Below are 26,626 nucleotides of genomic sequence, written 5' to 3' on the forward strand. Positions count from 1 at the left end.
AACTATTGTAACCTACTTCAACAGAAGTTTGATTTTATATCGATGTAGTTTACCTGTTTCAGTTCTTGGAAATTCATCGATATAAACCACTTCTTTAGGAGCCTCAAAACGATTGAGTTCTGAATAATCAGGGCTAATAAATTCTCTTTTATTCTTCAGCTCCAGCACTAAAACCAATTTTTGCCCCAACACCTCATCTTCCTTTGAGGAAATAATAAACTCAAATGGTATTTGTTTTTGTAACTTAGCTTCAATCTCCTCTGGCATTAGTTTAACACCACCTGAATTAATAACATTATCGTAGCGTCCTTTTATAACAAAATGATTAGAGGCATCTATTTCAACAATATCATTGGTAATTAGGGTTTGCTCATTAACATCTGAAGCTTCAACAACCAGGCACTGCCTATCATCAGTTGATATTCTGATATTAGGCAGCACCTTAAAACCTTCATTATATTGATGAATAGAGCGTAATGCTATATGAGATACTGTTTCGGTCATCCCATAGGTCTCCCAAGCATTAACACCGGCTCTTTTAAGGTGCTCGATGGTGTTCTTATTAAGATTTCCTCCACCAATGATTAAATGTTTGATTCGCTTTAGTGATTGAGGAGATTTTTCCATAAGTTGACTCACTTGCATTGGTACCATGGCGGCAAAATCTATTTCCCGATCAATATTTGCGAGTGGATCACTTGACACATTACCAACTATCAGATTTAACTGTCCAACCAAGGCTCGCACAATCATCATTTTGCCGGCAATGTATTTAGCTGATAAGCATAGAAGGGCTGTATCAGCTTTGCTTAAACCCAAAAATTTTATTGTTTTTTTGGCCGAAGCTATCATGGACTTTTTTTTCACCATAATCTGTTTGGGTGTCCCTGTACTACCAGATGTTTGAAGTGCTATAGTGTCATTATTATTGGTCCATTCATCCAGAAAGTGTGCAATATTAAGATGTTCTTCAGATTTCGAAGCTTTTAATTGTTCAGTCAGATGCTGAATGCCTGACACCCCAACGTAATGATGTCCATTAAGGTACAGTGAATCGTATTTTATATGAGAATCGTCCTTGGTCATATTCTACATATCAAAGGGGTCGTCCCACTTTGCACCTTGTTCATAATATAACTGCTCACCTTTCAGGTTAAGCGGAGATACAATATTATTACTAAATACTTGTCCAGTACCCAAACCTTGTTTCATTGAGTTTTTCTTTGTGAAGACCCATTGGGCAATGGCACTGAGGCCAATATTAGCTTCAAGAGCCGATGTAGCCCACCAACCAACGTGATTATTTTCAGCAGCATCAATCCATTCTTCGGCCGATTGAAAACCTCCCACCAAACTGGGTTTTAAAATTATATACTGTGGTTGAATTGAGCTTATCAACTCGCTTTTTTCACCTGAATCATGAATGCCAATTAATTCTTCATCGAGTGCAATAGCAATAGGAGTTTCTTTACATAGTTGATGCATCTCTTGTACCTGTCCGGCCTTGATGGGTTGTTCTATTGAGTGTAGATTATATTTCGAAAGTGCCTCTAACTTCTTCAAAGCATCATTAAATGAAAAGGCTCCATTGGCATCCACCCTCAGTTCCAGCTCCCTGACAGAATAACGTGATCGTATCGTTTGTAATATTTTCAACTCTTCGTCAAAGTCAATTGCGCCAACCTTTAGTTTCAAACAGGTAAATCCACTTTGCAGCTTAAGCTCGATCCGCTTCAGCATTTCATCAGCTGAACCCATCCATATTAGTCCGTTTATCGTGATGGAAGCATGTCCTCTTGTAAAATCAGATGGAAATAATTCGTAAGGCTTTTTATTTTTAAGATCCAACAAAGCCATTTCGATAGCAAAACGAAGTGATGGGTACAACTTCAAAGACTGATGATAGTTACTGATATAGTCATTAATATGAATACATACATCCTGTATTTTAGCTTCCAGTCCCGGAGTATCATCTATACTTAAGCCTGGTATTATGGAGCACTCTCCTACCCCTGTTCTGCCTTTTTCATCGCAAATTTTAATAAACCAACTTGGCTTTTGATAAAGTGTACCACGCGAGGTACCTCCTGCCTCATTAAAAACTAAAATTCGCTTAATGTATTCTGCTCTATACATAGCTACTATATTAACAAGCCTAAAGCAAACAACAATACAAAAAGAAAGGTACTTATGGCCAGTTTTTTTAATTCCGGATCAAAATCCTTAGCATCATTGGCCTTAACAACAACAAACAGGTGTCTTATAAATAAAGGTACGCTTACCAAAAATATATAAGCTAACAAGCTTGCCTGGTTTAAAACAACAAATACCATCGCACAAGTAATCGCCATACTCACCAAAAAATAATGATACTTTTTAGCCTTGCTTAAGCCATATTTTACCACCAATGTGTTTTTATTGGCCGATGTATCACTTTGCACATCACGCATATTGTTCAAGTTAAGCACACCAGCGCTTAAAAAACCAACCGATAAAGCGGGCCATACAACAGAAAGGTTTATAGCTTGCGTATGCAGATAGTATGATCCTCCTACCCCTACAAAACCAAAAAACACAAGTACATAAAAATCACCTAACCCCCTGTAGCCATATGGATTGCTCCCCATAGTATACTTAACGGCTGCTGCAATAGCTCCTATACCCAATACGAAAAATAAAAAACTTATCAAGCTAACATTCGGAAATACAACAGCGATTAAAGTCAAACCCGATAATAGGGCTAAACCTGCCATTATATATATCCCCTTAAGCATCGATTGTTTGGAAATAATACCAGATTGAACCATCCGGTCCGGTCCCTGCCTTTCATCATGATCCGCTCCATTAACCGTATCTCCATAATCATTAGCCAAATTGGAAAGTACCTGCAAGAATAAGGTGGTTAAAGCTGCTAATAATAATACCGTCCAGCTAAAGGTACCGTAATAAGCAGCCACGCTACTACCCATAATTATCGAAGAGAGTGCTAATGGTAAAGTGCGTAAACGAAATGCATTAACCCAAGCTTGTGCCTTTGTCATATTTAATTTTTACACAAATGTAAATAATCATATTTAAACAAGTCTTGTCAGCAAGTATTTTCGTAAAGCTATTCTCTTTTAATTCTTCACTCTAACCATGGCCTGTAATAAGAAAGGTAAGTTTAAGTAATAATTTAACGAGGAAACTGATGAATAACCTAGATAATTGATCTTCGAATAATCTACAATCAATGGATGAAGAAAATTAAAGAGCTTTTCAATTTAACCTCATCAAAACAACAGTATCCTATCTGCGATTAGTCACAATACCAACACCGCACAATTCCGTTAGGTATTGAATATTCAAATAGATTATAAGTGTCCCAAAACATCATATAACCCCATGGTACATCAGCCCATGCGACTCAAGATTAATTCACTGATAATCTACCACTTAAATGAGATATTACAATAATTATCCAATCTGCCTTTGCCCATAAACAAAACGGTAAAGCAAACTTCTCAAATCTTTAAATTGCAAATAAGAAATCCCTGAAGGATAACTCATTATCTTTTGTGGAAAGGATGCGTACCCTTTATGATAAGACGGTTGGATGTATATATATGGATTTTCGATAAAACCACACAAACGATAAAGTTCTTTGTATGTTTGACTGGAATCAGCACTTAAAACATCAACTTCTGTTATAACTATAACTCCTTTATCTACTGCACTATGTAACATCTCTAACAACACCGGTACTATTTTATCAGGACGCTCCTTTGGTTGTACTGCAATGTGTTCAATAGCAATCCACTTTCCAAGATTCCAGTATCCGATAAAGCCAAGTAAATTACCATTCGACCGATGCTCTATTAGTTGATACGAAGTTCTTTTGCAAACTTCTTCAAAATGTTTCCTGCACCTACGCCTCTCATAGTCAAATGCATTGGTCATTAAATCCCAAACGTCTTCTGCCATCATAACAAGTTTTCTGGCCAAAAGAACAATTGACATACCAGTTTTATTAAATATTTTGAAAAAAATGTGAAAGAAACTACTAATCAGCATGTTTTATTTGAATCTAACAATGTTAATTTTTATTAAAATACAACTTTCAAAAAATCAATAACGCGTTGGTACTTAGGTAGTAATTTTTTTGTATTATTTGCGCACTTCTTTACCTAAATTTAAAACCCTAACCTTTTATTAACCACCACGTTGAAACACCTACTTTCTCACAATAAAAGAGACCGCATAATCATGAAATGGAATAACTTGAAACTAAGCAGAAAATTCTTAATTGCTTTTGGTATTATTATTACTTTATTACTCATAAGTGGTTTATGGGCAATATTCGGAATCAATGGAATTGTCGGCAATGCCTCAGAATCAATTGACGGTAATAAACTTCGTTCAGATCTCGAAAGTAAATATGTAGATCATTTAATATGGGCTAAGGAACTCAACCGATTACTATCTGATGATGAAGTTACGAAACTAACCGTTCAAACTGATTATCACAAATGTGCCTTTGGAAAATGGTATTATGGTGAAGGCAGAAAACAAGCGCTGGAATTAGTACCTGAACTGGAACCAATCCTTAACGAGTTTGAAGAACCACATAAGCATTTACATCAATCAGCTATAAAACTAGCAGATGTTTATAGGCATATGGACTGGCATATTTCACTTCACCTGAAACAGGCTGAGTTAGATCACCTTCTGTGGATGAACGATGTTAAAGATGCCATTTTTATTGATAATGCAAAGCACATCAATGTTACCAAAGATCCCAGGCAGTGTAATTTTGGTAAATGGCTGAATTCCGATGAAGTGGTAAATATGAAAAAGGAATACCCGGAAATTGAAAAACTCCTTGAAAAGGTTATTGAAAAACACAACAAATTACATACAAGTATATATAAATTAGAAAGCTTTCAGCGCAATGGTGACAACATTGCAGCACGCAATTATTTTAATTCAACCATTAAAAGAAATACTGAAGAGGTTTTATCCCTTCTAGATGAAATTGGTAAATGGAGTGCCATGAATCTGAAGGGAATGGATCAGGCAAAAGACATCTATCACAACGAAACCATGGCATACCTCGAAACGATGGGGCTGTTATTTGAAAAAACCATAGAAGAGTCAAAGAAATACTTGCTTACCGATGAGGTGATGTTGGATAAAGCTGAAAACACCCAATTTATAGTGCTTATAATAATTATCGGAGCAGTTATTGTTGCCATAGCTTTGGCTTATTTCATCACAGGTAACCTGGTTAACCCGATAAAAAAATCCCTTCAATTTGCTAATAAGGTGGCAAAAGGCGATTTAACTGCACAAGTTGATGTTAACCAAAAAGATGAGATAGGACAATTAGCCATAGCACTGATCAATATGGTTACTCAGTTACAGAGCATAGTATCCAACATTAAAACAGGATCGGATAACCTGGCGATTGCGAGTCAGCAGCTAACCTCAGGAGCACAACAGATTTCCAGCGGTGTAAACGAACAGGCAGCTTCAGCTGAAGAAATTTCTTCATCAATGGAAGAAATGACGGCCAATATTCAACAAAACGCATCCAATGCCCGACAAGCACATGAGATGTCAGACAAATCGTCAAAGTCTATTCAGAATGTTGCTAAAGCCTCAGAGCAAAATATGATTTCATCAGCCAACATTAATACTAAAATTAAAGCCATTGTTGAAATTGCCCAACAAACGAATATATTAGCCCTTAATGCAGCAGTAGAAGCGGCTCGTGCAGGTGAAAACGGTAAGGGTTTCACAGTTGTTGCAACGGAGATTAGAAAATTAGCTAAAAGAAGTAAAGACGCAGCCAGCGAAATTGTTAGTTTAACCAACGATGGAGCCAAAATATCTGAAAACTCACATCAACTCTTACAGGAAATTATACCTGACATTAATAAAACATCGATGCTGGTGCAGGAAATAGCAAGTGCCAGTAACGAACAGGAGCAGGGAGTAAATCAGGTGAACTCAGCTATCCATCAATTTAGCGCCGTTACACAACAAAATGCTTCATCAGCCGAAGAAATGGCAGGAAGCTCGGAAGAATTATCAGGCCAGGCTTCGGAGCTGGATCGAATGATGCAATTTTTTAAGATTAGTAAATCAAACAATACAAAGGAGGCTAAAATGGGAAAGCCCCAATCTCAACCGAGCACATCCGGTTCTTCAGTCAATCTACAAGACAACACCTTCAATCCCCAAGAAGTTTACAAAGAGGGTGAATATGAAAGTATCTAAAAGACTGGAGAGATAAAACGAGGGAGGCGCAAACCTTCCTCGTGTTTTATTTTTTTACTTATGGGATGAATATTACAGTTTGTAAATATTCATTCAATGAGTTGTTGGCAAACCATAAACCACATATTCTTTTATCTTTGCCTGCTCAATAGCAGCTATATGATTGAGACAAAACAGAACTTTAACCTGACTTCGTTCAATACCTTCGGCTTTAATGTTAATGCGCGAGCATATTTAGCGTGTAAAAACATTAACGAGATTAAAGAGGCTTTAAGCCAGGTAAATGAAAAGCAAGAACCATATTTGATATTGGGCGGGGGAAGTAATATCCTGTTTAAGGATGATTTTAATGGTACGATTGTTCATCCTCTTATAAATAACATCTCTGTTATTAATGAAACACAAGAACACATCTGGCTTGAAGTTGAAGCTGGAGTTGAGTGGGACGAATTGGTAGAGTATACAGTTAACAACAACTGGTACGGACTTGAAAACCTATCCTACATTCCGGGAAGTGTTGGGGCATCTCCGGTTCAGAACATTGGTGCTTATGGGGTTGAAGTAAAAGACTGCATTGAAAAAGTAAAAGGCTTTTATATTGAAAACCAAACGTCATTCGAGTTTGATAATGAGCATTGTTTGTTCGATTATCGACAAAGCATCTTTAAAACAGAACTTAAAAATAAAACCATTATCACGTCAGTGATATTTAAACTCAATAAAACAGAACAATATAATCTAACATACGGACCAATTAAGGAGCAGCTGAACAACAAAGAATTATCACTTAATACCGTTCGTCAGGTGATTATTGACATTCGAAAGAGCAAATTACCTGAACCTGATGAAATTGGAAATGCCGGGTCATTCTTTAAAAATCCGGTTATATGTGCAAAAGACTTTAACTGTCTGAAAGAACAATACCCAACAATACCCGGTTATGTAATCAATGAAGAGCAGGTAAAAGTACCTGCAGGATGGCTAATAGAACAGGCGGGCTGGAAAGGTCAATCAATTGGAGATGCAGCTGTGCATAGTAAGCAAGCTTTGGTTTTAATTAATAAAGGTAAAGCCACCGGACAACAAATACTTGATCTGGCCAAAGCTATTATTGACAGCATCTACAAAAAATACAATATTGCCATTGAACCCGAAGTCAATGTGATTTAAAAACATATTCACTAAACACCTGACATGACAATTAAACAACGAAGTAAAAAAACAAAAACCAATAAGACTTTCATCAGAATCATATACCTGTTGATCATCTTAATGCTTGTTGCTGTTTTTGTTGGTAAATCATACTACAATCGCATTTATGCAGCTAACGTAATCGTTCCTGAAGGTAAAGAAATTATCTATATACCTACCGGGGCAGATTTGGAAGATGTATACATAGCACTTGAAGATGGCGGCTATCTGAAAAATGTAAAAGGTTTCAAATGGGTAGCCGAATTGAAACAGTATAACAGCGTTAAACCTGGACGCTATCGCCTCAAAAACAATTGGTCAAATAACCAACTTGTTAATACACTCCGGTCAGGCAATCAGTCACCAGTGAAAGTGACCTTTAATAATATCAGAACAATGCCGGAATTGGCAGGTAGGGTAAGTCAATACCTTGAATGTGATAGCATCGAATTATTAAGTGCGTTAAACTCGAAAGAAACCTTTGAAAGCTTGGGATTTAACGAAGCTACTGCACCGGCACTCTTTATTCCGAATACTTACGAGTTTTGGTGGAATACTTCACCTGAAAACTTCATTAAACGTATGCATAAGGAGTATAAAAAGTTCTGGAGTGAAGATAGAGTTGCCAAAGCAAAAAAAGTTGGTCTGAGCCCTAAGGAGATCAGTGCACTGGCTGCCATTGTTGATGAAGAGACTATCAAACCTGACGAAAAGCCTAAAGTAGCAGGATTATATATTAACCGTTTAAAAAAGAACATTCGTTTGCAAGCTGACCCAACAGTTAAATATGCCATTGGTAACTTTAACATTCAACGGGTGCTGACTAAGGACCTAAAAACAAATTCTCCTTATAATACCTATTTGCACACCGGTCTCCCTCCGGGTCCAATACGAATCCCATCTGTGTCAGGTATCGAAGCCGTGTTGAACCATACTCAACATGATTACTTGTATATGTGTGCTAAAGAAGATTTTTCGGGTTACCACAACTTTGCAAAAACACTAAAACAACACAACATTAATGCTCGAAAATTACACCGTGCTCTTAACTCCAACCGGATTTACAGATAAATAATTGAATCAATTAATATCAAATGCGATAATAATAGATTGAACACTATCATTATCGCATTTTTAGTTTTACAACTAAAATGACTATTTTACGGTATCGTTTTGAACCCGGATTATGCATTAGAACATCGTTGTGAGCATTGAAAATACAATAAAACAAGCATTTACTGAAATGAGCCGTAGCACCGCTACGGTGAATTGAAGCAAATGAATGAAGAGATTTGTTTTGAAGTAGTTTCGATGCGTAATAGAATTTCTAATGCATATTACGGGTTGAATAAATAAATCCGATGTCTGATGGAACGAAAGGTACGAACACAGCTCACGCAAATACGCGATTACCTGCATGATCATCCTTCTGAAAAAATCAATTTATCAGAAATCTGCAATGCAATCGGATATCAACTAAATGATATTACGAAATGGGCACCTACGCCGGATGAGTTAATCAAAAAGATCCTGGACTATAAAACTTTGGAGCTTTTGGAGGTACTTAATTTTGAAAAGTATGAAACCGAAGGAGCAATAGACAGCATGATTATAAGCGGACAGGAAATATATGAACGCTTTGAGCAGCTTTCTCCAGCCAAATATGTATTTATTCTAAGAATGTACCCTGACCTCTATCATCAATACCAGGCCAGGAAATTTGATTTTATTGAAAAACGATTATCAGATAATCTTGAAAAAGGTATCCGTAAGGGTGAGTACAAAAGCAACCTTAATAAAGATGAGATTATAAAAAAATATCTCAAGCGAATAAAAGCAATCCATTCCCAGGAGTACTTAAGCTCAGAGCATTTTTCATTTGCCTATATTTTCAGTAATATTTTTGAAGATTATTTAAAAGAAGTGGCAACAGAAGAAAATTGGAATTATTTTCGCAAGCGGAAACAGTTTTACGAAGCCATTAGCTTTGCTAGCAGATAATAACCTTAAAAATAATAAACACATGCAGTTATTTAAAACCTTAACATTAGCCGTACTTGCCGTTGCAACCGTATCATGCGCCTCATTAAACGGTGGATCATCAAGCTTTGATGATAGTGACAGTCCATATGTAAAAGAAGAAACAACACCTGTTGTTAAAGAGGAAAACAAACCTGCTGAAACAAAAATTGTTGTTAAAGAAGAAAAAGTAAAGGTGGTTGACGACCAAGAGTCTGAAGTTTTTAAATACTATGTGATTATCGGCTCATTCCGCGTTCTTGAAAATGCCCAAAACTACAAGAAACAACTTATAGAAGAAGGTTTTCTGCCGGTGCTTCTTGAAAATGAAAATGGATTATACCGCGTATCAGTTTCTGCCTTTAATGAAGAAATGCCAGCCAGAGAAAGAATTAATTCAATCCGCAATAAGTACGATAAGTATAATGATGTATGGCTTTTAATAAGGCGTCAATAGATTGATCAGGGATATTACAAAAGTCGGTTCAGAGGAGCCGGCTTTTTTAATGTCCACACGTTATTAATCAAGATATAAGATGACTTTTATTCTTTCTACTCGCTAACTTTTTTCTATTTTTGCGCATTCAAATACCGAAATAAATAACATACAATATAAACCAGACAAAAATGTACAGACCGGTAAATCTTTCTGAAGATATTTTTTACGTAGGTGTTAATGATCGTCGCACAAATTTATTCGAAAACATGTGGCCGCTTGAACGCGGTGTATCATACAACTCATATGTTATAGCCGATGACAAAGTAGCCATTGTAGATACCGTTGAAGCGGGTCATTTTGAAAAATGGCTTGCTAAAGTAAGAGCGATATTAAACGGACGAAATGTTGACTACCTTGTGGTTAATCATATGGAACCTGATCACTCGGGAGCTATCCGCATTTTAACGGAATTATATCCGGAAATGAAAATTGTTGGTAACAAGAAAACTGTTCCAATGATTGAAGGATATTACGGCATCACAGGTAATTTCGAAATTATTAAAGAAGGCGATTCAATTGAGTTAGGAAAAAACAAGCTGACTTTCTATACTGTGCCGATGGTTCACTGGCCGGAATCAATGGTTTGCTTCGAAGAAACCAACAAGATCTTATTCTCATCAGATGCTTTTGGTAGTTTCGGTACATTGGATGGCGGAATTTTTGATGGTGAATTGGATTTCGAACACTATGTAGATGAAATGCGCCGTTACTATTCCAACATTGTTGGGAAGTACGGAAACCCAGTTCAAAAAGCTCTCCAGAAACTTGGTGCCTTAGACCTAAAAATGGTGGCGCCATCTCACGGGCCTATCTACCGTGAAAACATCAATCGCATGATTGAAATGTATGACCAATGGAGCAAATACGAAGGTGAAGAAGGTGTTATTGTAGCCTACGCTTCGATGTATGGCAATACAGAGGAAATGGCTGAAGTTACAGCTCGGGCCATCACTGAGAATGGCATTAAAAACGTTCGTGTTTATGATGTAAGTAAAACACATCCTTCTTATATTATTTCGGATATATTTAAATTTAAAGGCTTAATTCTTGGAAGTCCGACCTATAGCAATGAATTACATCCTAATATGGAGACATTGGCACTTAAGCTTCAGCACATGGGCGTGACCAATCATTATTTTGGTGTATTAGGTTCATTTACGTGGGCCGGGGCATCAGTTAAGAAACTTCGCGAAATAGGTGAAAGCCTGAAGTGGGAAGAAGTTGCTGATGCTGTTGAAGAAAAACATGCATTAAAAGAAGATAAGTATGAAGCCTGCTGGCAACTTGGTGTTGCAATGGCCGAAAAGCTAAAAGCAAACAGATAATATTGTCATTAATCTGACTGGAAGGGCAATCAAATTGATCGCTCTTTTTTTGTGAATAAAAAAAGGTGCTCTCTTCGAACACCTTTTTCCTATCTAAATGCAAATATTTATAAGAACTCGTAACGAACAAACGCTTCTACGGCTTCATATTCGGCCATACCCAATTCGTTGTACAAATTAGCCGTTCCTCGGTTTCGATCTTCGGCCCTTTGCCAAAACTCACGGTTGTCACCACCTAAGAACATAGCTCCATCTTTTTGTGATTGGTGCTTAAAGATAGCATTACGCTTACGCATTAGTTCATCAGGGCTAATAGGCACAGCCATTTCAATATTATGAATTTCCCACTCGTGCCATGCTCCTCGATACAACCATACCCAGCAATCCTTCATCCAGTCTTCAGACTTTAGTACATCTACGGCCTGAAAAATAGCATCCAAACATACACGATGCGTACCGTGTGGATCTGACAAATCACCTGCAGCAAAAATCTGATGAGGCTTAACTTCTTTGATTAATTCAGCTACAATTTTAACATCCGCTTTTCCCATCGGGTGTTTCTCAACACTTCCCGACTCATAGAACGGTAAGTTTAAGAAATGTACATTTTCATCTTTTACATTGGCATAACGGCATCCGGCCTTAGCCTCTCCTACCCTGATCAACCCTTTAATACGTCGCACCTCAGGTAAGTCGATCTGATCGGCTTTTTTATTGGCCAAAAACTTACGAATCTTATCGTGTTCAGCCTTCATCTTTTTACTATTCTCGGTTAAGCCATTGGTGTAATCGCCAATAAAATCAAGGTAACGTAATACATCATCATCCGATACTGCAATACTTCCAGATACCTGGTAAGCAACGTGTACTTCATGCCCTTGATCAACCAAACGTAACATCGTACCTCCCATCGAAATTACATCATCATCGGGGTGCGGACTAAATATTATTACACGTTTCTTAGCTGGCGATTTACGTTCAGGTCGATTGGTATCATCAGCATTTGGTTTACCACCCGGCCATCCGGTAATCGTATGTTGCAGCTCATTAAATATTCTGATGTTGGTCTGATAGGCCGATCCTCTCTCTGCAAGAATATCACCCATACCATTATCGTTATAATCACGATCTGTCAATTTCAGAATTGGCTTCTGAACTTTTTGACACAACCAAAGAACCGCTTTTTTAATCAGGCGATCGTCCCAAACAACACTATCAATTAACCATGGTGTCTGAACACGAATCAAGTCAGCAGCTGCAGCTTCATCCAAAATCATTTTGCAATTTTCATGATTTTGCAGGAACGACGCCGGAATCTCTTCGGTAATGTCACCTTCAATCGTTTTCTTTAAAATGGCTGCTTTACCTTCACCCCATGCCAATACGCGAACACGCTTAGCATTAAGTATGGTTTTAACACCCATAGTAATTGCTTTGCGAGGCACACTATCAATGCCAAAGAAATCAGAGGCCGCCTCTGTTCTTGTAATGTTATCGAGCGATACAATGCGTGTTAGTGAATTACCTGAAGAACCAGGTTCGTTAAGTCCAATATGTCCGGTTCGACCAATACCCAGAATCTGCATATCAATACCTCCTACTTTTTGAATTTTCTCTTCAAAACTATGACAAAATTCGTAGATCTTTTCCTGTGGTATGCTGCTATCCAGATAATTGATATTCTCTTTTGGAATATCAATATGATTAAAGAATTTCTCTCTTATGCTACGATTAAAGCTCTGTAATGCTTCAGCTGTGATTGGGTAATACTCCATCACACTAAATACAATAACATTTTTAAAGCTCAAACCATCCTCTTTATGCAGACGAATCAATTCAGAGTACACTTCACTGGGTGCTGATCCAACTGCCAGTCCTAATACACACTTTCCACCTTCGAGCTCCTTTATTTTTATAATTGAAGCAATTTCTGAGGCAACGGCTTTCGAACCTCCTGTTGACGAACCATAAATTTTAGTGGAAATCTTTTCATGTTTGGTTATTAAAGCACGTAAATAAGGATCATCGTGATAACCTTCATTCTTAAATTTCCCTGCGGGAGAGATTTTCTGATTGAATTTTTCTATCATAATTACTCTAAATTGAAGTTTTGCGGTTTTAGATCAGATGCAAATTTACAATTTATAATCATTAAAAATAAAAAAAATAGAAAGTTTTAATAACCCATTTCAATTAATTTAAAAGCTATCGAAAGTTTCAAAAAATTATTTAATACTTTTTTATTTAACAATTGAATGATAGATCACATCCTGAATCTGGGTACGCACATTCATTTCAATCAACTTTTTATTATAAGCTCTTGGATGAATACGGTTGGACAGGAAAATATAGATCAGTTCGTGCTCTGGATCGATCCACATAATGGTACCTGTAAAGCCCGTATGTCCAAATGAAGATTGCGATGCCATTTTCGACACGTGAGAGTCTTCATCAGGTTTTAATTGCGGTTTATCAACCCCCAGGCCCCTTCGGTTACCATACTGATTGTTTTGAGTGAAATAACCAATTGTTTTGGGATTAATAAATTGAATACCACCATATGAACCTTCATTTAGCATCATTTGTGCCAGTTTGGCTAAATCACCTGCATTAGCAAATAATCCCGCATGTGCCGCCACTCCTCCCAACATTGCCGCTCCCTGATCATGCACAAAACCATGAAGCAACTCTTTTCTGAAAGCTAAATCATTCTCCGTTGGAACTATTTCGTTCACTGAAAACTGATCAAGCGGCTTGTACAAGAGCCTGCTTCCACCGGTTAAAGAAGTCAGGCGCTTATAAAATAACGTGTCAATACTTACTTTTTCTTCCTTTTCGATAATCTTTTGAAGTATGTAATAGCCCAAATCGCTGTATTGATAATTTTTCAGACTACGAAGTGGTGATTCATATATACTATAATACATCGAATCAACACAATTGGCATTCATAAACATATTGCCTGATAACTGCAGGTTAAAGGACTCTTTCGCTTTACTGGAAAATACATCCTTACGAAACCTTGCATTTTTATTTTGATACAAACGGGTATCCACACGAACATTAAAAATACGCGAGTAATGCCGGCTATATAACGATCGTCTTCTTAACGATTCTCGATCAAGGAAGTTATTATGAAAAGGTATATAACTTATTAAACCACTCTGGTGAAGCAGCAATTCCCTGATCGTAATATTTGCCTTGTCAGTTGTATCAACCTCCGGAATGTAATCAACAATTGGTGCATCCAAATCCAGTACTCCTTCATCATAAAGCTGCATTACCAAAGGAAAGGTGACTGCTAATTTGGTAATTGATGCAACATCGTAAAGGTCATCATTCTTTACTTTAACCTTTTTATTATAGGTATGAAATCCATAGCTTTTTTGCGTTATAATCTCACCTTTATTAACCACCAGCAACTGACAACCCGGCATAGCTTTCTCACGAATAGCTTCATTTATAATTTTCTCAATTTTCGCGATGGAGTCCCTTGGAATTATCCTGTCCGGACCGTATGCAAAACCTATTCGATTCTTTTTTATGGCTTCTCGTTTTAGTAAACTGTTTTCGAAAAGATCGTTATAAATTGAATAACCATTAACCTGAGCACCACCATAAACAGCCTGCGCCATTAACGACCATGATTGGTCCGTTTCCTTTGGCATAGTTAAAATGGTCTTAAAAACATCAGCTGCTTTATTTGCCAATTTTTCACTTATGCCGCCTGCATAGATTAAAATATAAGAATGATTTCTTGTCAGATTCACGTTTACCCGATCCACAAATGAAGCAAGGCTATCCTCTTGATTGCATAATACGATTTGCACATATGCAATACTATCAGATTGTCTGACAGTTGGCTGATAATATTTGGCTAAATGAATAAATTGCTGTCCTTGCCCTGATGTCAAATCATTAACAGAAACTAAGGTAGAATCTATCCTTTTAATTGGCAGTAGTGATTCTCTTTGATATAAAGAAATGGATTGTTTCGAGGCCTTATGCATCATCAATTCCCAATAGTCATCACTCAAAACATCGGGTTTCGGATTCGACTTAATTAATTGAAGTTGTATAAGTTTTCGCACACGGTGATCGAGCAAGGAAGCATCAATTTTCTCCTCCAGAAATATCTGTTCCAGAAGCTGTTGTCCATATTGATCTTCAGTTCTCCAAAAAAGAATGTCTCGTTCCAGAAGTTTGGTTAACGAAATATCAAATTGAGGTGTTCGTTTCCAAATATTTAAAATGGATAACCCGGATTCATCAAATTTCTGCTCTTTCAAGGACGGCTCTATCCCATTATTTGAATGCACCGAATTATTCAACTCTTCGAAATAAACATCTTTGGGAAAATCAATAATTTGATGCCGTGCTCTTATTTGAAATGAATCTGTTTTAATATCCAGGCTAGCGATTCCAATTTTGTTACCAGGTGTTATTACGCCATCATATCCACTATTAACACAGACATTCAGGGTTGCTTTTCGTATTGATTCTTTCAAATTATTATCGCCAATACAATAATAAGTGGTTGCATCTGGAAAATCATAGTCCAAAGAATCATTTAAGCCCGTATAGGCATCATATATCGAAAGTGGTTCTGAAATTTGATCTCCAACAACTATACTATCTCCCCATCCCTTTGATGGAGCGATAAATAATAAGTCAACTTTTTCTCTTAATGTCAGGTTATTAATAATCGAATCTACTCGTGTATCTGACCTGCCAGATGATATGAATGCAAATAATAATGTAAAAACAAAAACCGTCCTCATTCTTTACGTTTATCCCGTCAATATGATAAACGAAAATAGAAAAAATTAATGCATACCCCTATCAAATTGTAAGATAATCGCTTTAAAAGAATTCAAGTGACGAAAATTGTCAGTAAATTGTTTTTAAAAGCTTTTTTGGATAATAGTGAAACATCAGTTATTTTAGGATTGTAAAAAGGATATTAACCCATCTATATTGAAATGAGTGTAAGTGATTCGATTAACAATTCGCTGGTTCAAGACTGGGCGGATAAAGTAATCTTAGTTGTTGAGGATGTTGACACCAACAAGATATTTTTTGATGCGGCACTACGAAAAACCAATGCTAAAATCTTATGGGCCAAAGACGGGAAAGAGGCCATTGACCTGTTTAAAGACAATACGGTTGATTTGGTTTTAATGGATTTGCAGTTGCCAATTATGGATGGATATACGGCTACTCGCGAAATTAAAGCCATCAACAAAGAAATTCCTGTTATTGCTCAAACAGCTCACGTTATGTCGGGAGAGAGAGAAAAATGCCTGGAAGCAGGCTGCGACGATTATTTGGCAAAACCCATCCGTTTACAAATACTGATGGATACCTTATCAAAATATTTAAACAAATAAAAAACTGCCTTCGGGCAGTTTTTTTTTGCTACTACTAGTTGGTTTTAAAAGTAGCATTATACTCATCGGATGACTAAGTAATAGATTATCAAACTAGTCATCCGATGAGTTATATAATGAAATTTAATGAACGATACACTATTCAATAACTTTTAGTTCTGTTCTTCGATTATTCGCCTTGCCTTCATCCGTCTCATTGCTATCAATTGGATTAGACATGCCATATCCCTTATAACTAAGCTGCGTTGCGCTTATTCCTTTGGATAGAATGTATTCATATACAGCTTTTGCTCTGTGATTGGATAACTCAAGATTATAAGATTTAGTACCTGTATTATCGGTATGACCACCTATTTCAACTTTTACATTTGGATTGATCTGCAATAATCGAACAACATAGTCTAACTCAATATGAGAACTGACGCTTAATACATACGAATCTGATTCAAAGAACACATTACGAAGAATAAAACAGGCACCTGCCTTTATTTTATTCAGGTAAACATCCAGTTGTTGCGGCTTAAGTATTGAAGCATTATCTGCAACCTTAAAGTTATCGGAATAAAAAAGATAGCCTTCCTTTTGGATATTAAGAGCATATTGATTGCCGCCCGGCAGACAAAACAAAAATTCGCCCGAATATGGTGCTGTACTTGTTAATACAGAAAGCTGTCCATCAGCTATATTATTAATACGGATATCAGCCGATAAAACCTCGTTCGTCTCACCATCGTAAACTTTACCTTTTACGTAAGTTACAGGATTTGGCCGAATCTGTTCAGGTATTGTGAATTGATACAAATCTTTATCATCACCTTCGTCCAGACCATCGGAAGAAAAATATCCCAAATCTCCTTTTGCATTAATAACCAGGCCTATTTCATCATTTTCGGTATTTAAGGGATAACCCAGGTTAGTTGGCCTTGACCAACCTTTTGATGGCCCGTTACGCGAATAGAACAAGTCCATCGCTCCCATTCCCGGCCATCCGTCCGATGAAAAATAAAGCGTTTGATTATCGTGATGTATAAAAGGTGAGTTTTCATCACCTTCGGTGTTAACGTTAGGTCCCAGGTTTTCCACCTTTCCGAAATAAGGTGTTCCATCTTTCTTAAATCCTGAAATGGTCGCTTTCCAAATATCTTTCTTTCCTTCTCCACCGGGGCGACTGCTTACAAAATAAAGTGAACGTCCATCTGCCGAAAAGCTTGGTTGCGACTCCCAAAAAGGCGTGTTAACAGGTGCTACAAGGTTAGTTGGCTTGCTCCATCCTTCTTTTGTCCGTTTCGAAAACCAGATATCACAACTTCCTTTCCCTCCGCTTCGACCACAGGCTGTAAAAAACATCCAATTACCATCGGCACTCAACGACTGAGCACCTTCGTTGCTGTTGGTATTAAGCGACACAACGGCTTCTCGGGCTATCCAGTTGTTGTTTACCTTTTTCGATACATAAAAATCCTCACGAAAATTAATGGCATTCTTTGTTAAACTACCCGGATCGGCCTCCAATGGATCTTTTGGCACCAAAACCGTAAATATCATTGTTTCACCATCGGCACTTAAACTGGGCCAATATTCATCTAAATCGCTATTGATATTCTCGCCAAGGTTATACGGTTCAATAAATACCGGGTTGACAATGGCCTCTTTGGCAAAAACAGCTTTCTCAATCCAAAAGTCTGGGTCAAGCTTCGTGCGTTTGCTTTTATTGTGTCTTTTAAAAGTATTCATCCAAAAAGCAACCTCATCGTATTGTCCGGTATTATATTTGGCCACCCCCATATTGAACAAGGCCGGTTTAAAGTAGGTGCTGTCAATAGTAATTGCCTTCTCCAGTGCCTCAAGTTCCAAAGTATGTTGTTTTTGATTGAAGTAGATATCAGCCTTTAGCAAGTAGGCTTCAATAAAGGATGATTCTTTTTTAATGGCGGCGTTTAAATAATTGATTGCTTCATTGAAGCGACTATTGGCATAACTTTTCTGAGCCGCTTCAAAGCTGGCAATCGCTTTTTTTGATTTAACACTATACTTTTGCCCCGAAGCACCCAGGCAATACAAGCAAATAATCATTAATAAGAAATACTTCATACCCGTGCACTACGTTAGACAAACCATTTTGTTTGATAATATACCACCTTAATTTAAGGCCGATTGTATGATTGAATGCGTTTTATCAATCAGCTCATTCTGATTATCCATGTAATCCAATGTATTAATGGGCTGATGAATATGCATTTGCACCTTACCCGGCAACAGATTTAAGCCTTTACTATAAACCTTATATGTATCTGCAATACTTATAGGCAATATAGGCAAACCCAATTCGAAGGCAATTTTGAACGCTCCTTTCTTAAACCGTCGCACTTGATTAGAGCCACTGCGTGTTCCTTCAGGAAAAACAACAACCGAAGTGCCGTTCACCAATTTTCTTTTGGCCTCTTCAATCGATTCTATAGCCGCTCTGGGCGATGATCGATCCAAAAAGATATGTCCTACCTTATAGCTGGCGTAGCCAATGCCCGGTGCATTCCGCAGCTCTTTCTTCATAATCCATTTAAAATCGACTCCTAACCATCCGTATAACAAGAAAATATCGTAACCGCTTTGATGATTGGCGATGATGACATACGACTGCTTTTCTTCGATATTTTCACGCCCTTTGACACTTACCAGCATGGGTGTGATATACCCCGTTACCCGTGCCCAGGTAGCTCCCCAAAAACTACCAACTCGTGGATTTACCAAAATAGAAAAACTTGCTGCCAAAAAGGAGAATAACAAACTAAATACACCAAAAAGTGGCAAGAATATGAAAAACTTGTATGGTTGGTAAAGCCAGTAAGTCAACTTCTTCATCTTAGATCTTTATTTTAAACACTAAGTCCATAAAATGATTTTACAGACTTTGGTAAACAAACATTAATACAATAGCGATAAACAAAAATAGAAAAACAGGCAAAGTCAGCAAAACAAATACACAACGGCTAGCCAGATATAGAGCAATTCATGACACTTATGACTCTCGTGAAAAAGAAAGTCGTGTACAAATATTTATAAGCAGAAGTTGATCTTAAAAAACAGTTCTTTTGATTAATAAGAAATAAGCAATAACTAGTAATACATGTTAAAAAAGAGCATCTTAAGTGCCAGGGGGTACTTCTAAAGTACCCTATTGGTGTTTAAAGATACATTTATCCATCTCCGGGTACATCATTTGAGCCAGTGGAATAATAAGAGGGCAAAATATATTAATCAACTGGCAAAATGGATGCATCCATGACTCGTTTTACGGAATAGCTGCAGGTGCGATACCAATAAGTCTATCTACGGCTAAACAGGTGTATCGCGTAAATATAATGGTCGATATAGTAATACCAAATGTCAATACTTTCTGCCCATGTGTTTTTATAATCCGCCTATTGCTTATCCCAAACAGCCCATCGTTCATTACTTTTTGCTAATTGATGTTGGTTGACCACCCAATTGAATTACTCTCAGATATAAAGATGCACTTAAACATAGAGGGCTTCGATACAGATAAACGAATGATGCATGATTATCATCCCAGCCTATGCCATTTTACCAAATGGATAATATAAGAGAAGAAAGCGACCTTTCTTAGTCTTTAATTTATTGCCATACAGGAAGCTCAATAAAGTTTCGAAACCCTGTTTCTGGCCTACGAAACGGATAAGGCTACCGAAAGTTCGTATGCCAATGCCTCCACCATTAAAAAAGAAGTGGTGAAACTAATTAACAACCAACTGATCAGTTACCTGAATACCATGAACCTGATCAATGCCGATATGTACGGTGACTTTACCCGCGTAGTTGGGCAAATAATAGCTGATAATAATGAAATTGTAAGAAAACGCTCGAAAAAAGAAGAAGCAACTACCTAAGAGTAAAGAGTTTGTCCATTTTAAATAGGTTTAACAAAGGGAGGTAAAGGGTTTAATTCCATTTACCTCCCTCTTCTTTTGTAATTAATTATAACCATATCGTTTGATCAAGAAAATTATCAAAGAATAAACTATTGACATCAGAATTAAAAGAGGATAACTTGCGTGCACTAATCGGAGATATGCTGCCCTGCCAAGTGGGATTAAATGGTGAGTTGGGGTGGTAAAGCAAGAAATTTATTTAAACGTGTAATGGTACATTATAATTGAGGATTCAATTATATAATGATGATGCATAAACGTTATGAGCAAGCTTAAAAAAGGGCATTCCTTTAACTTAAAAACAATACATTATGAAAACATTCATTTTTTTACTTATTACAAGTGTCCTTTTATGGATTATATCATGTAGCAGTCCTAGAAAAGAAAATAGTGAAACTGGCGTTGAAGAAATCCAACTTGCAGAAAAATCAATGAAAGAATTTGAAGATTTTAGAAGTGAAATTATTCCTAATATTGAAAATTTTGAAGAAGAAATCATTAAAGAAGATGATCCTGCAAAAGAAATAAAAAATAAAATAGGAGTAATTCGAAAAACATGCTCAGAAGATGTTAATAAACCAACAAAAATTGAAGAATTAACTGGTGGTTATGATGTTTTTTATAGCAGTTTTGATGAGAACATTGCAGCAAGTTTAAAACTGATTCCATATGGTTCAATATCTGGAAAAGATAGAAGTATTGTAGTTGTTTACAATTTCCTTCAATATAAAGATGACTATTGCAATATAGACAATAAAGATTATCCTGTTTTGTGGGGATCAGGGGTGCAAATGACTTTACACATAAAGAGCCGAAAAAGAAATCTAAAAACTACTGCCATGGCTGGCTTAGCTGCAGCCGTTGATTATAATAGAGCACACGTTGAATATAGACTAAAAACAATTGGAATAATTGGTGATCCTGTTCGTTTTAGAGTTGCAACACAAGGAGAGTTTAATGTTGATAATTATGCTAAAATAATCAGTAATGTTGACGAAATAATAAGATTGATGGGAGATTCTGCGGTAACCATAACCCCACAACTAATAGTAGTAGGAGAAGAATTATAAAGCCATCTACTACAAAAGCTATTTACAATGCGGGATTCAGCAGATAATTTAATAGGAACTCTTCGTTATGACACCACCAATTCGTCTTTGACGATTTGGCTTTAAAAATAAATAAATCGGTTTAATGCAATTTGAAAGTGAAATGCTTCGAAAACTCACACTTTATATAGCCCAACCTCTGCAACATAATACATGTCAGGATGTTTTTATCTAAACAAATACCATTACTATGAACAACAAACAGGGAAATTACCAAGCTATTTCAAAGCAGGATTTCAAAACTGTTTTGGATTTCTTTAATAATGCAAGCACCTCTAAGGAAATTGAGGATGTTATAAAAAAGAGCAAAAATGTTTCTGACTTGACTGAATTATCTGAATCAATTGTAGCCCATCGAAATAAATTAGGTGGTTTTACTAAAATTGATCAATTAACCCAAATTTCAGGATTGGATAATCAGGAGTTTTCTACTTTATTTTCTGCAATCGAAAAACCAACATTATCGCTTGAAGAAGAAATACTACAACATGTAATGTGGGTTAATGGAACAAGTTTACATGTTGAAAACCCTGAAGCATTTGGAAGCGTTTCTAAAAAGAAGAATGGAACACGAATTACTGGTTTAATTGAGTTTGCGGAACTAATTGAGTCATTTGTTCATTTTGCCATTCCAACACCTTCATTTTCTTCAGGAAACAGGTTTTACATTCGCTCAATATTCGTTATTTGGAGGACATCTGTTACAACCCATTCTCGTGGGCCGTTTGTTGGTGTATCTGATGTCGAAATCTGGGATGGACATCAACGAATAACAATCAATCCACCATTTGAAATAACTAAACTCAGCAACGGATATATAATCACTAAACTAATTATTAATTCAAATCACAGGATTAATTTTGGTATTGGAGTTTCCTTTAAGCAAACAATTGAAGTTGGTGATTCCTCAAACCTTGGTTGGGCAGACTATGTGTCTGTGGGGGTGGAATTTGTAACAAGAAATAATGTTGGTGAATTATTATTTTGAAAGTTAATAGAATAATGATCTTGATGATTTATTCTTTCATCTAAATATAGAATGCAGTGTATAATCTAATCGACAGCTAGCGAACCTATAGTTCGCCAATACGCATCTTAGTGCGGATAACTTCGCTCCTTCTATTTAAAATAATGTCCACTGGATACTTTTTCATTGAACATATTCGACGATTTAGTAATCATCAGAATAAATTACTTCGGATTTTAAGGTAGTCTTCTTCAAAAAGGATATAACCACGCTGCCTAAGACGATCAATAGTGATTGTAGTACGTAAGATTGGGTTACAGGCCAACCGCCTAAGTAGATATGCGACCAGGCATAAGTTGCTCAAAGAATAAGATTTCGCTTTTTCTTTTCTGTTTTTTAGTTATGTGTATTACCTTTTAATCGAGTCCATGATTTCCACATCGCGTCAATTCGAGACTTCACCCAATTGGCTTTCATTTACAATACCACAGAAGGACTTTTTATATATTTACCACTTAAGGTACACCCAATGTCCAAAATAATAATCAAGATAATTGTTGTCAAAAACTTTAGCCTGCTTTATTTTTCGTGTGACCTGACTGGAGAGTACCACGCGGTTGACTAAGATAACAAACAGTAATGCTAAATGTCCGTTAACAAGATAATATACCGTGAATTTGAACCTGACCTAAGGTTAAAGGATTATATAAAATCCTATTGGTATTTTGGTATTCAGACTAATACTCAAAAACCTTTTGATATACTTCCGGATGGCTATTTTGATTTATTGGTTGTTATAAAAGCAAATCGGATTGTAGATACACGACTAACCGGAATTTGGAGTAAATCAATTTCGATAAGCTATTCTGAGAATACTGAAGTTTTTGGAATTCGTTTTAAACCATTATCAATTGGTGGACTATTCAAATTCAATATAAAAGAATCACTTAATGGTTACCAATCTATTACCTTAAAGGATTTTGATTTAAACGAACAAATCCTGATTGATGGTTTAAATGGATTCCCTGAGTTTCTTGTGAATTATTTAGATAAGCAATTTTTAAAACTTATTCCTCAAAATAAACCGGATAAACGATTGAAAAAGTGTTTTGAACTAATTGATACTTCAACTGGAAATATTACAGTTGACGAAATCTCAAAAACGATCGGATTGAGTTCAAGGCAACTGCACAGATTAGTAAGCAATATGATAGGAATCGGAATAAAAGATTATTCAAAAATTGTTCGATTCAAAAAGAGCCTACGAGAAGTAAAAAATCACAAACCGGATTATTTCAATTATTATGACCAATCCCATTATATCCGAGAAATAAAACAATTTACCGGGTTTACACCTGAAAAACTGGATTTGAAAAACAATGACCGATTTATACAATACTATGACTTCGAACCAATCTAATTTTGTCGGATAATCATTTAAAATTAAAACTATGGAATTAAATGGTATTAGACTTTTAGTCAAAGATTTCGATAAGTGCTTTGAGTTCTATTCAAAAACTCTTGGATTAAATGTAACATGGGGTAAAATCGGTGGAGATTATGCCAGTTTTGACATTGGTATACCTTCGGGTTTGTCTCTCTTTAAATCAGATTTAATGGCAGAAGTTGTTGGAAATGCCAACGAAGAATTGCCGGTTAATAACAGAGAGAAAATTGCCATCATCTTAAAAGTACAGGATGTTGACAAATCCTTTGGAGAATTAAAAGATAAAGGTGTTTCATTCATAAAAGAGCCATCTGATATGACTGCTTGGGGCATAAGAGCAGCTCATTTTAGAGATCCCGAAAAAAACCTGATTGAGATCTGGTCAGAGCTTGCAAAAGAAAAATGGGATAAAGATTTACAAGAAGAAGCAGATAAATATGGTATATAAAATCCTTGAACTATGAAATACATTTGCCCCCTGATTACAGTTTCTGATATTGAGAAATCAAGACATTTTTACGAAAACATACTTGGTCAAAAAATAAAATATGACTTTGGTGAAAACATAACCTTTCAAGGAGATTTTGCCATTCATTTGAAATCACACTTCAAGGAATTGATTGATAATAAGGAAATAAATCAGGGAGGCAATAATTTTGAATTATACTTTGAATATGATGATGTTGAGAAGTTAGTCAAATCACTAAAAGACAACAATGTTGTATTTGTTCATGAATTAAGAGAGCAACCTTGGAAACAAAAAGTAGTCCGATTCTATGATCCGGATAATAATATCATCGAAGTAGGAGAATCAATGGAATATTTGGTAATCAGACTGCAAAAAGAAGGTTTATCGAGGGAACAAATATCGAAATTAACTGGAATGTCTGTTGCTTTAATCAACAAACTGACTGAAAAAGAAAATGAAGCACATGTCTCAGTCGGACTCGGCTCAATACAGAAATAAAAGTTTAAACTATAGAACCAAAAACACGGTTGCACGACGCCAAATTTTATATTTGGCGTTAAAAAGAAAACCCAATACAAACTCTCTATCTCTGTGCGCCCTGACATTGATTTTAATTGAGAAATGTCTTATAAATGCTCCCAGCATTTTAAACCTTCTAACTTAGCCAATATTTCAATTGCCTCTGAGCGTTTATTCCCGCAAAACATTTTTTCAGGAGTAAAACCAGAACATACATCAGGACGATCAGGGGAGTCAAAAATATCACACTGATACTCCTTCGTTAAATGCGGACAAGGAACACCTCCCGGTTTGCCCTCTTTCATCTTTGGTAAAGCGGATGAAATACTTGGCACTATACAACATGCTCCGCACTTTTCTCTACATTCCATTCTGTAATTCTTTTGGGCCGCAAAAATATATTTTCTATTGCAAATGATAAAAGATGGCAAATCATTTAGTGGTTTAAATAATCAGGTATATTTAATAACGCACTTCTGTTCGTTCCGAAACCAGTCTGGATACTGAGTACCTTAATAGTACTTAATGCACAATGCACCAGGCAATTCAAATAATCCCATAGCCTCATTTAATCAGTTGCCAAACAAAATCGACATGAATTGATTGATATAAATTATTCCTTAAAGCAGTTGGTATTATAGAAAATGTACAATCTTTATTGCTGGAACAAAACATTAAAAGATGAAATTTGATACACCACTTATACACGGTACTTTAATAAGAAGATACAAACGTTTTTTAAGTGACATTCGCTTAGATGATGGAACAATTGTAGTAGCACATTGCACCAATAGCGGATCGATGAAAACTTGTATCGAAGAAGGTGCAGAAGTTTACCTATCTCCTGCCAAAGATCCCAAACGTAAAACCAAATACACCTGGGAGATGATTAAAATAAATAATCAGTGGGTGGGAATTAATACCATGCATCCCAACTTAATTGCCTTTGAAGCAATTAAAAGTGGTCAAATTCCACAGCTAGCCGGTTACAAACACATACAACGCGAAGTAAAAACGGGCAACAGCCGTATTGATATTATGGCTCAAAACGAATCGGAAACCTGTTTTATTGAGGTTAAGAATGTAACCATGAAGGATGGTATCTATGCTCGTTTCCCAGATGCAGTAACAAGTAGAGGTAAAAAACACCTTGAAGAACTCATTCAATTAAAAACAGAAGGTATTCGGGCTGTTATGCTTTACATTATACAACGATGTGATGTCTCGGTATTTGCCCCTGCAAATTCCATCGATCCTGAATATACCAATACATTAATTAAAGCACACCAATGTGGTGTAGAGATAATTCCTATTCAGGTTAAAGTAACACCAACTGAAATAACCATCGATAGAGAACTTAATTTCGATCTAAAAGCATAACCCCAAGTAGTTAAGAACATATATTAAAATTTAGCTCTTTTCGTAGAATAATTATAAATAACATATAAGGCTGCTGTTACACACATTAAAGAATAAATATAAT

Annotated in this window: 23 protein-coding genes; 14 read left to right on the top strand and 9 right to left on the bottom strand. The window is 36.3% G+C overall.

Features of this window, described 5'->3' with window-relative positions; all coding sequences use genetic code 11:
* Positions 1-12: 12 nt before the first annotated feature.
* The 4 genes from AC4MRQ_RS04230 to AC4MRQ_RS04245 form a co-directional block, all read right to left on the bottom strand.
* Positions 13-1,086: an AMP-binding protein gene (locus AC4MRQ_RS04230; protein WP_491196402.1), complete on the bottom strand. Its 1,074-nt coding sequence runs from the start codon at positions 1,084-1,086 to the stop codon at positions 13-15.
* 3 nt (positions 1,087-1,089) lie between these two features.
* Complete coding sequence (locus AC4MRQ_RS04235) at positions 1,090-2,136, bottom strand: o-succinylbenzoate synthase (protein WP_491196403.1); 1,047 nt, start codon at positions 2,134-2,136, stop codon at positions 1,090-1,092.
* Between the two features lie 5 nt (positions 2,137-2,141).
* Positions 2,142-3,041, bottom strand: a complete 900-nt coding sequence (locus AC4MRQ_RS04240; protein ID WP_491196404.1) for a 1,4-dihydroxy-2-naphthoate polyprenyltransferase — start codon at positions 3,039-3,041, stop codon at positions 2,142-2,144.
* Positions 3,042-3,456: 415 nt separating this feature from the next.
* Positions 3,457-3,999 (bottom strand): hypothetical protein, encoded by a 543-nt coding sequence (locus AC4MRQ_RS04245; RefSeq protein ID WP_491196405.1) that lies wholly within the window; start codon positions 3,997-3,999, stop codon positions 3,457-3,459.
* Between the two features lie 246 nt (positions 4,000-4,245).
* Here AC4MRQ_RS04245 and AC4MRQ_RS04250 point away from each other — a divergent pair, with 246 nt between their 5' ends.
* From AC4MRQ_RS04250 to AC4MRQ_RS04275, 6 genes are all read left to right on the top strand, one after another.
* On the top strand, positions 4,246-6,261 hold the full coding sequence (locus tag AC4MRQ_RS04250; RefSeq protein ID WP_491196406.1) for a methyl-accepting chemotaxis protein: 2,016 nt from the start codon (positions 4,246-4,248) through the stop codon (positions 6,259-6,261).
* 159 nt (positions 6,262-6,420) lie between these two features.
* Positions 6,421-7,431 carry a UDP-N-acetylmuramate dehydrogenase gene (murB, locus tag AC4MRQ_RS04255; protein WP_491196407.1) on the top strand — a complete coding sequence of 337 codons (1,011 nt, stop codon included), beginning with the start codon at positions 6,421-6,423 and terminating at the stop codon, positions 7,429-7,431.
* 24 nt (positions 7,432-7,455) lie between these two features.
* Positions 7,456-8,523: an endolytic transglycosylase MltG gene (gene mltG / locus AC4MRQ_RS04260; RefSeq protein WP_491196408.1), complete on the top strand. Its 1,068-nt coding sequence runs from the start codon at positions 7,456-7,458 to the stop codon at positions 8,521-8,523.
* 297 nt (positions 8,524-8,820) lie between these two features.
* Positions 8,821-9,453 (top strand): hypothetical protein, encoded by a 633-nt coding sequence (locus AC4MRQ_RS04265; RefSeq protein ID WP_491196409.1) that lies wholly within the window; start codon positions 8,821-8,823, stop codon positions 9,451-9,453.
* Positions 9,454-9,475: 22 nt separating this feature from the next.
* Positions 9,476-9,928, top strand: a complete 453-nt coding sequence (locus AC4MRQ_RS04270) for an SPOR domain-containing protein (protein ID WP_491196410.1) — start codon at positions 9,476-9,478, stop codon at positions 9,926-9,928.
* Positions 9,929-10,098: 170 nt separating this feature from the next.
* Complete coding sequence (locus tag AC4MRQ_RS04275) at positions 10,099-11,295, top strand: FprA family A-type flavoprotein (protein WP_491196411.1); 1,197 nt, start codon at positions 10,099-10,101, stop codon at positions 11,293-11,295.
* A gap of 107 nt (positions 11,296-11,402) precedes the next feature.
* Here AC4MRQ_RS04275 and AC4MRQ_RS04280 read toward each other — a convergent pair whose 3' ends face one another.
* Both AC4MRQ_RS04280 and AC4MRQ_RS04285 read right to left on the bottom strand, forming a co-directional pair.
* The gene (locus AC4MRQ_RS04280) at positions 11,403-13,385 is read right to left on the bottom strand and encodes a glucosamine-6-phosphate deaminase (RefSeq protein ID WP_491196412.1); all 1,983 of its coding nucleotides are present in this window, start codon (positions 13,383-13,385) and stop codon (positions 11,403-11,405) included.
* A gap of 150 nt (positions 13,386-13,535) precedes the next feature.
* Positions 13,536-16,076: a serine hydrolase domain-containing protein gene (locus AC4MRQ_RS04285; RefSeq protein WP_491196413.1), complete on the bottom strand. Its 2,541-nt coding sequence runs from the start codon at positions 16,074-16,076 to the stop codon at positions 13,536-13,538.
* 201 nt (positions 16,077-16,277) lie between these two features.
* On the opposite strand from AC4MRQ_RS04285, the gene AC4MRQ_RS04290 reads away from it, so the two are divergent.
* A complete protein-coding gene (locus AC4MRQ_RS04290; RefSeq protein ID WP_491196414.1) occupies positions 16,278-16,685 on the top strand; it encodes a response regulator in 408 nt (135 codons plus the stop codon).
* A gap of 138 nt (positions 16,686-16,823) precedes the next feature.
* Here AC4MRQ_RS04290 and AC4MRQ_RS04295 read toward each other — a convergent pair whose 3' ends face one another.
* Both AC4MRQ_RS04295 and AC4MRQ_RS04300 read right to left on the bottom strand, forming a co-directional pair.
* Positions 16,824-18,776, bottom strand: coding sequence for an OmpA family protein (locus tag AC4MRQ_RS04295; RefSeq protein ID WP_491196415.1), 1,953 nt, complete (start codon positions 18,774-18,776; stop codon positions 16,824-16,826).
* 48 nt (positions 18,777-18,824) lie between these two features.
* Positions 18,825-19,544: a lysophospholipid acyltransferase family protein gene (locus AC4MRQ_RS04300; RefSeq protein WP_491196416.1), complete on the bottom strand. Its 720-nt coding sequence runs from the start codon at positions 19,542-19,544 to the stop codon at positions 18,825-18,827.
* An 887-nt stretch (positions 19,545-20,431) separates the two neighbouring features.
* Here AC4MRQ_RS04300 and AC4MRQ_RS04305 point away from each other — a divergent pair.
* The 6 genes from AC4MRQ_RS04305 (at position 20,432) to AC4MRQ_RS04330 (ending at position 25,122) form a co-directional block, all read left to right on the top strand.
* Positions 20,432-20,590 (top strand): hypothetical protein, encoded by a 159-nt coding sequence (locus AC4MRQ_RS04305; RefSeq protein ID WP_491196417.1) that lies wholly within the window; start codon positions 20,432-20,434, stop codon positions 20,588-20,590.
* Positions 20,591-20,943: 353 nt separating this feature from the next.
* Positions 20,944-21,702 carry a hypothetical protein gene (locus AC4MRQ_RS04310; RefSeq protein WP_491196418.1) on the top strand — a complete coding sequence of 253 codons (759 nt, stop codon included), beginning with the start codon at positions 20,944-20,946 and terminating at the stop codon, positions 21,700-21,702.
* Between the two features lie 229 nt (positions 21,703-21,931).
* A complete protein-coding gene (locus tag AC4MRQ_RS04315) occupies positions 21,932-22,729 on the top strand; it encodes a DUF6623 family protein (RefSeq protein WP_491196419.1) in 798 nt (265 codons plus the stop codon).
* A gap of 625 nt (positions 22,730-23,354) precedes the next feature.
* Complete coding sequence (locus AC4MRQ_RS04320; protein WP_491196420.1) at positions 23,355-24,128, top strand: DUF6597 domain-containing transcriptional factor; 774 nt, start codon at positions 23,355-23,357, stop codon at positions 24,126-24,128.
* Between the two features lie 31 nt (positions 24,129-24,159).
* Positions 24,160-24,603 carry a VOC family protein gene (locus AC4MRQ_RS04325; protein WP_491196421.1) on the top strand — a complete coding sequence of 148 codons (444 nt, stop codon included), beginning with the start codon at positions 24,160-24,162 and terminating at the stop codon, positions 24,601-24,603.
* Positions 24,604-24,615: 12 nt separating this feature from the next.
* On the top strand, positions 24,616-25,122 hold the full coding sequence (locus AC4MRQ_RS04330) for a VOC family protein (protein ID WP_491196422.1): 507 nt from the start codon (positions 24,616-24,618) through the stop codon (positions 25,120-25,122).
* 128 nt (positions 25,123-25,250) lie between these two features.
* On the opposite strand, the gene AC4MRQ_RS04335 is transcribed toward AC4MRQ_RS04330, so the two are convergent.
* Positions 25,251-25,514 carry a YkgJ family cysteine cluster protein gene (locus tag AC4MRQ_RS04335; protein ID WP_491196423.1) on the bottom strand — a complete coding sequence of 88 codons (264 nt, stop codon included), beginning with the start codon at positions 25,512-25,514 and terminating at the stop codon, positions 25,251-25,253.
* 310 nt (positions 25,515-25,824) lie between these two features.
* Between AC4MRQ_RS04335 and sfsA the strand changes: the two genes are divergently transcribed.
* Positions 25,825-26,523 (top strand): DNA/RNA nuclease SfsA, encoded by a 699-nt coding sequence (gene sfsA, locus AC4MRQ_RS04340; protein ID WP_491196424.1) that lies wholly within the window; start codon positions 25,825-25,827, stop codon positions 26,521-26,523.
* Positions 26,524-26,626: the final 103 nt, after the last annotated feature.

The sequence above is a fragment of the Carboxylicivirga sp. genome, assembly GCF_982718395.1.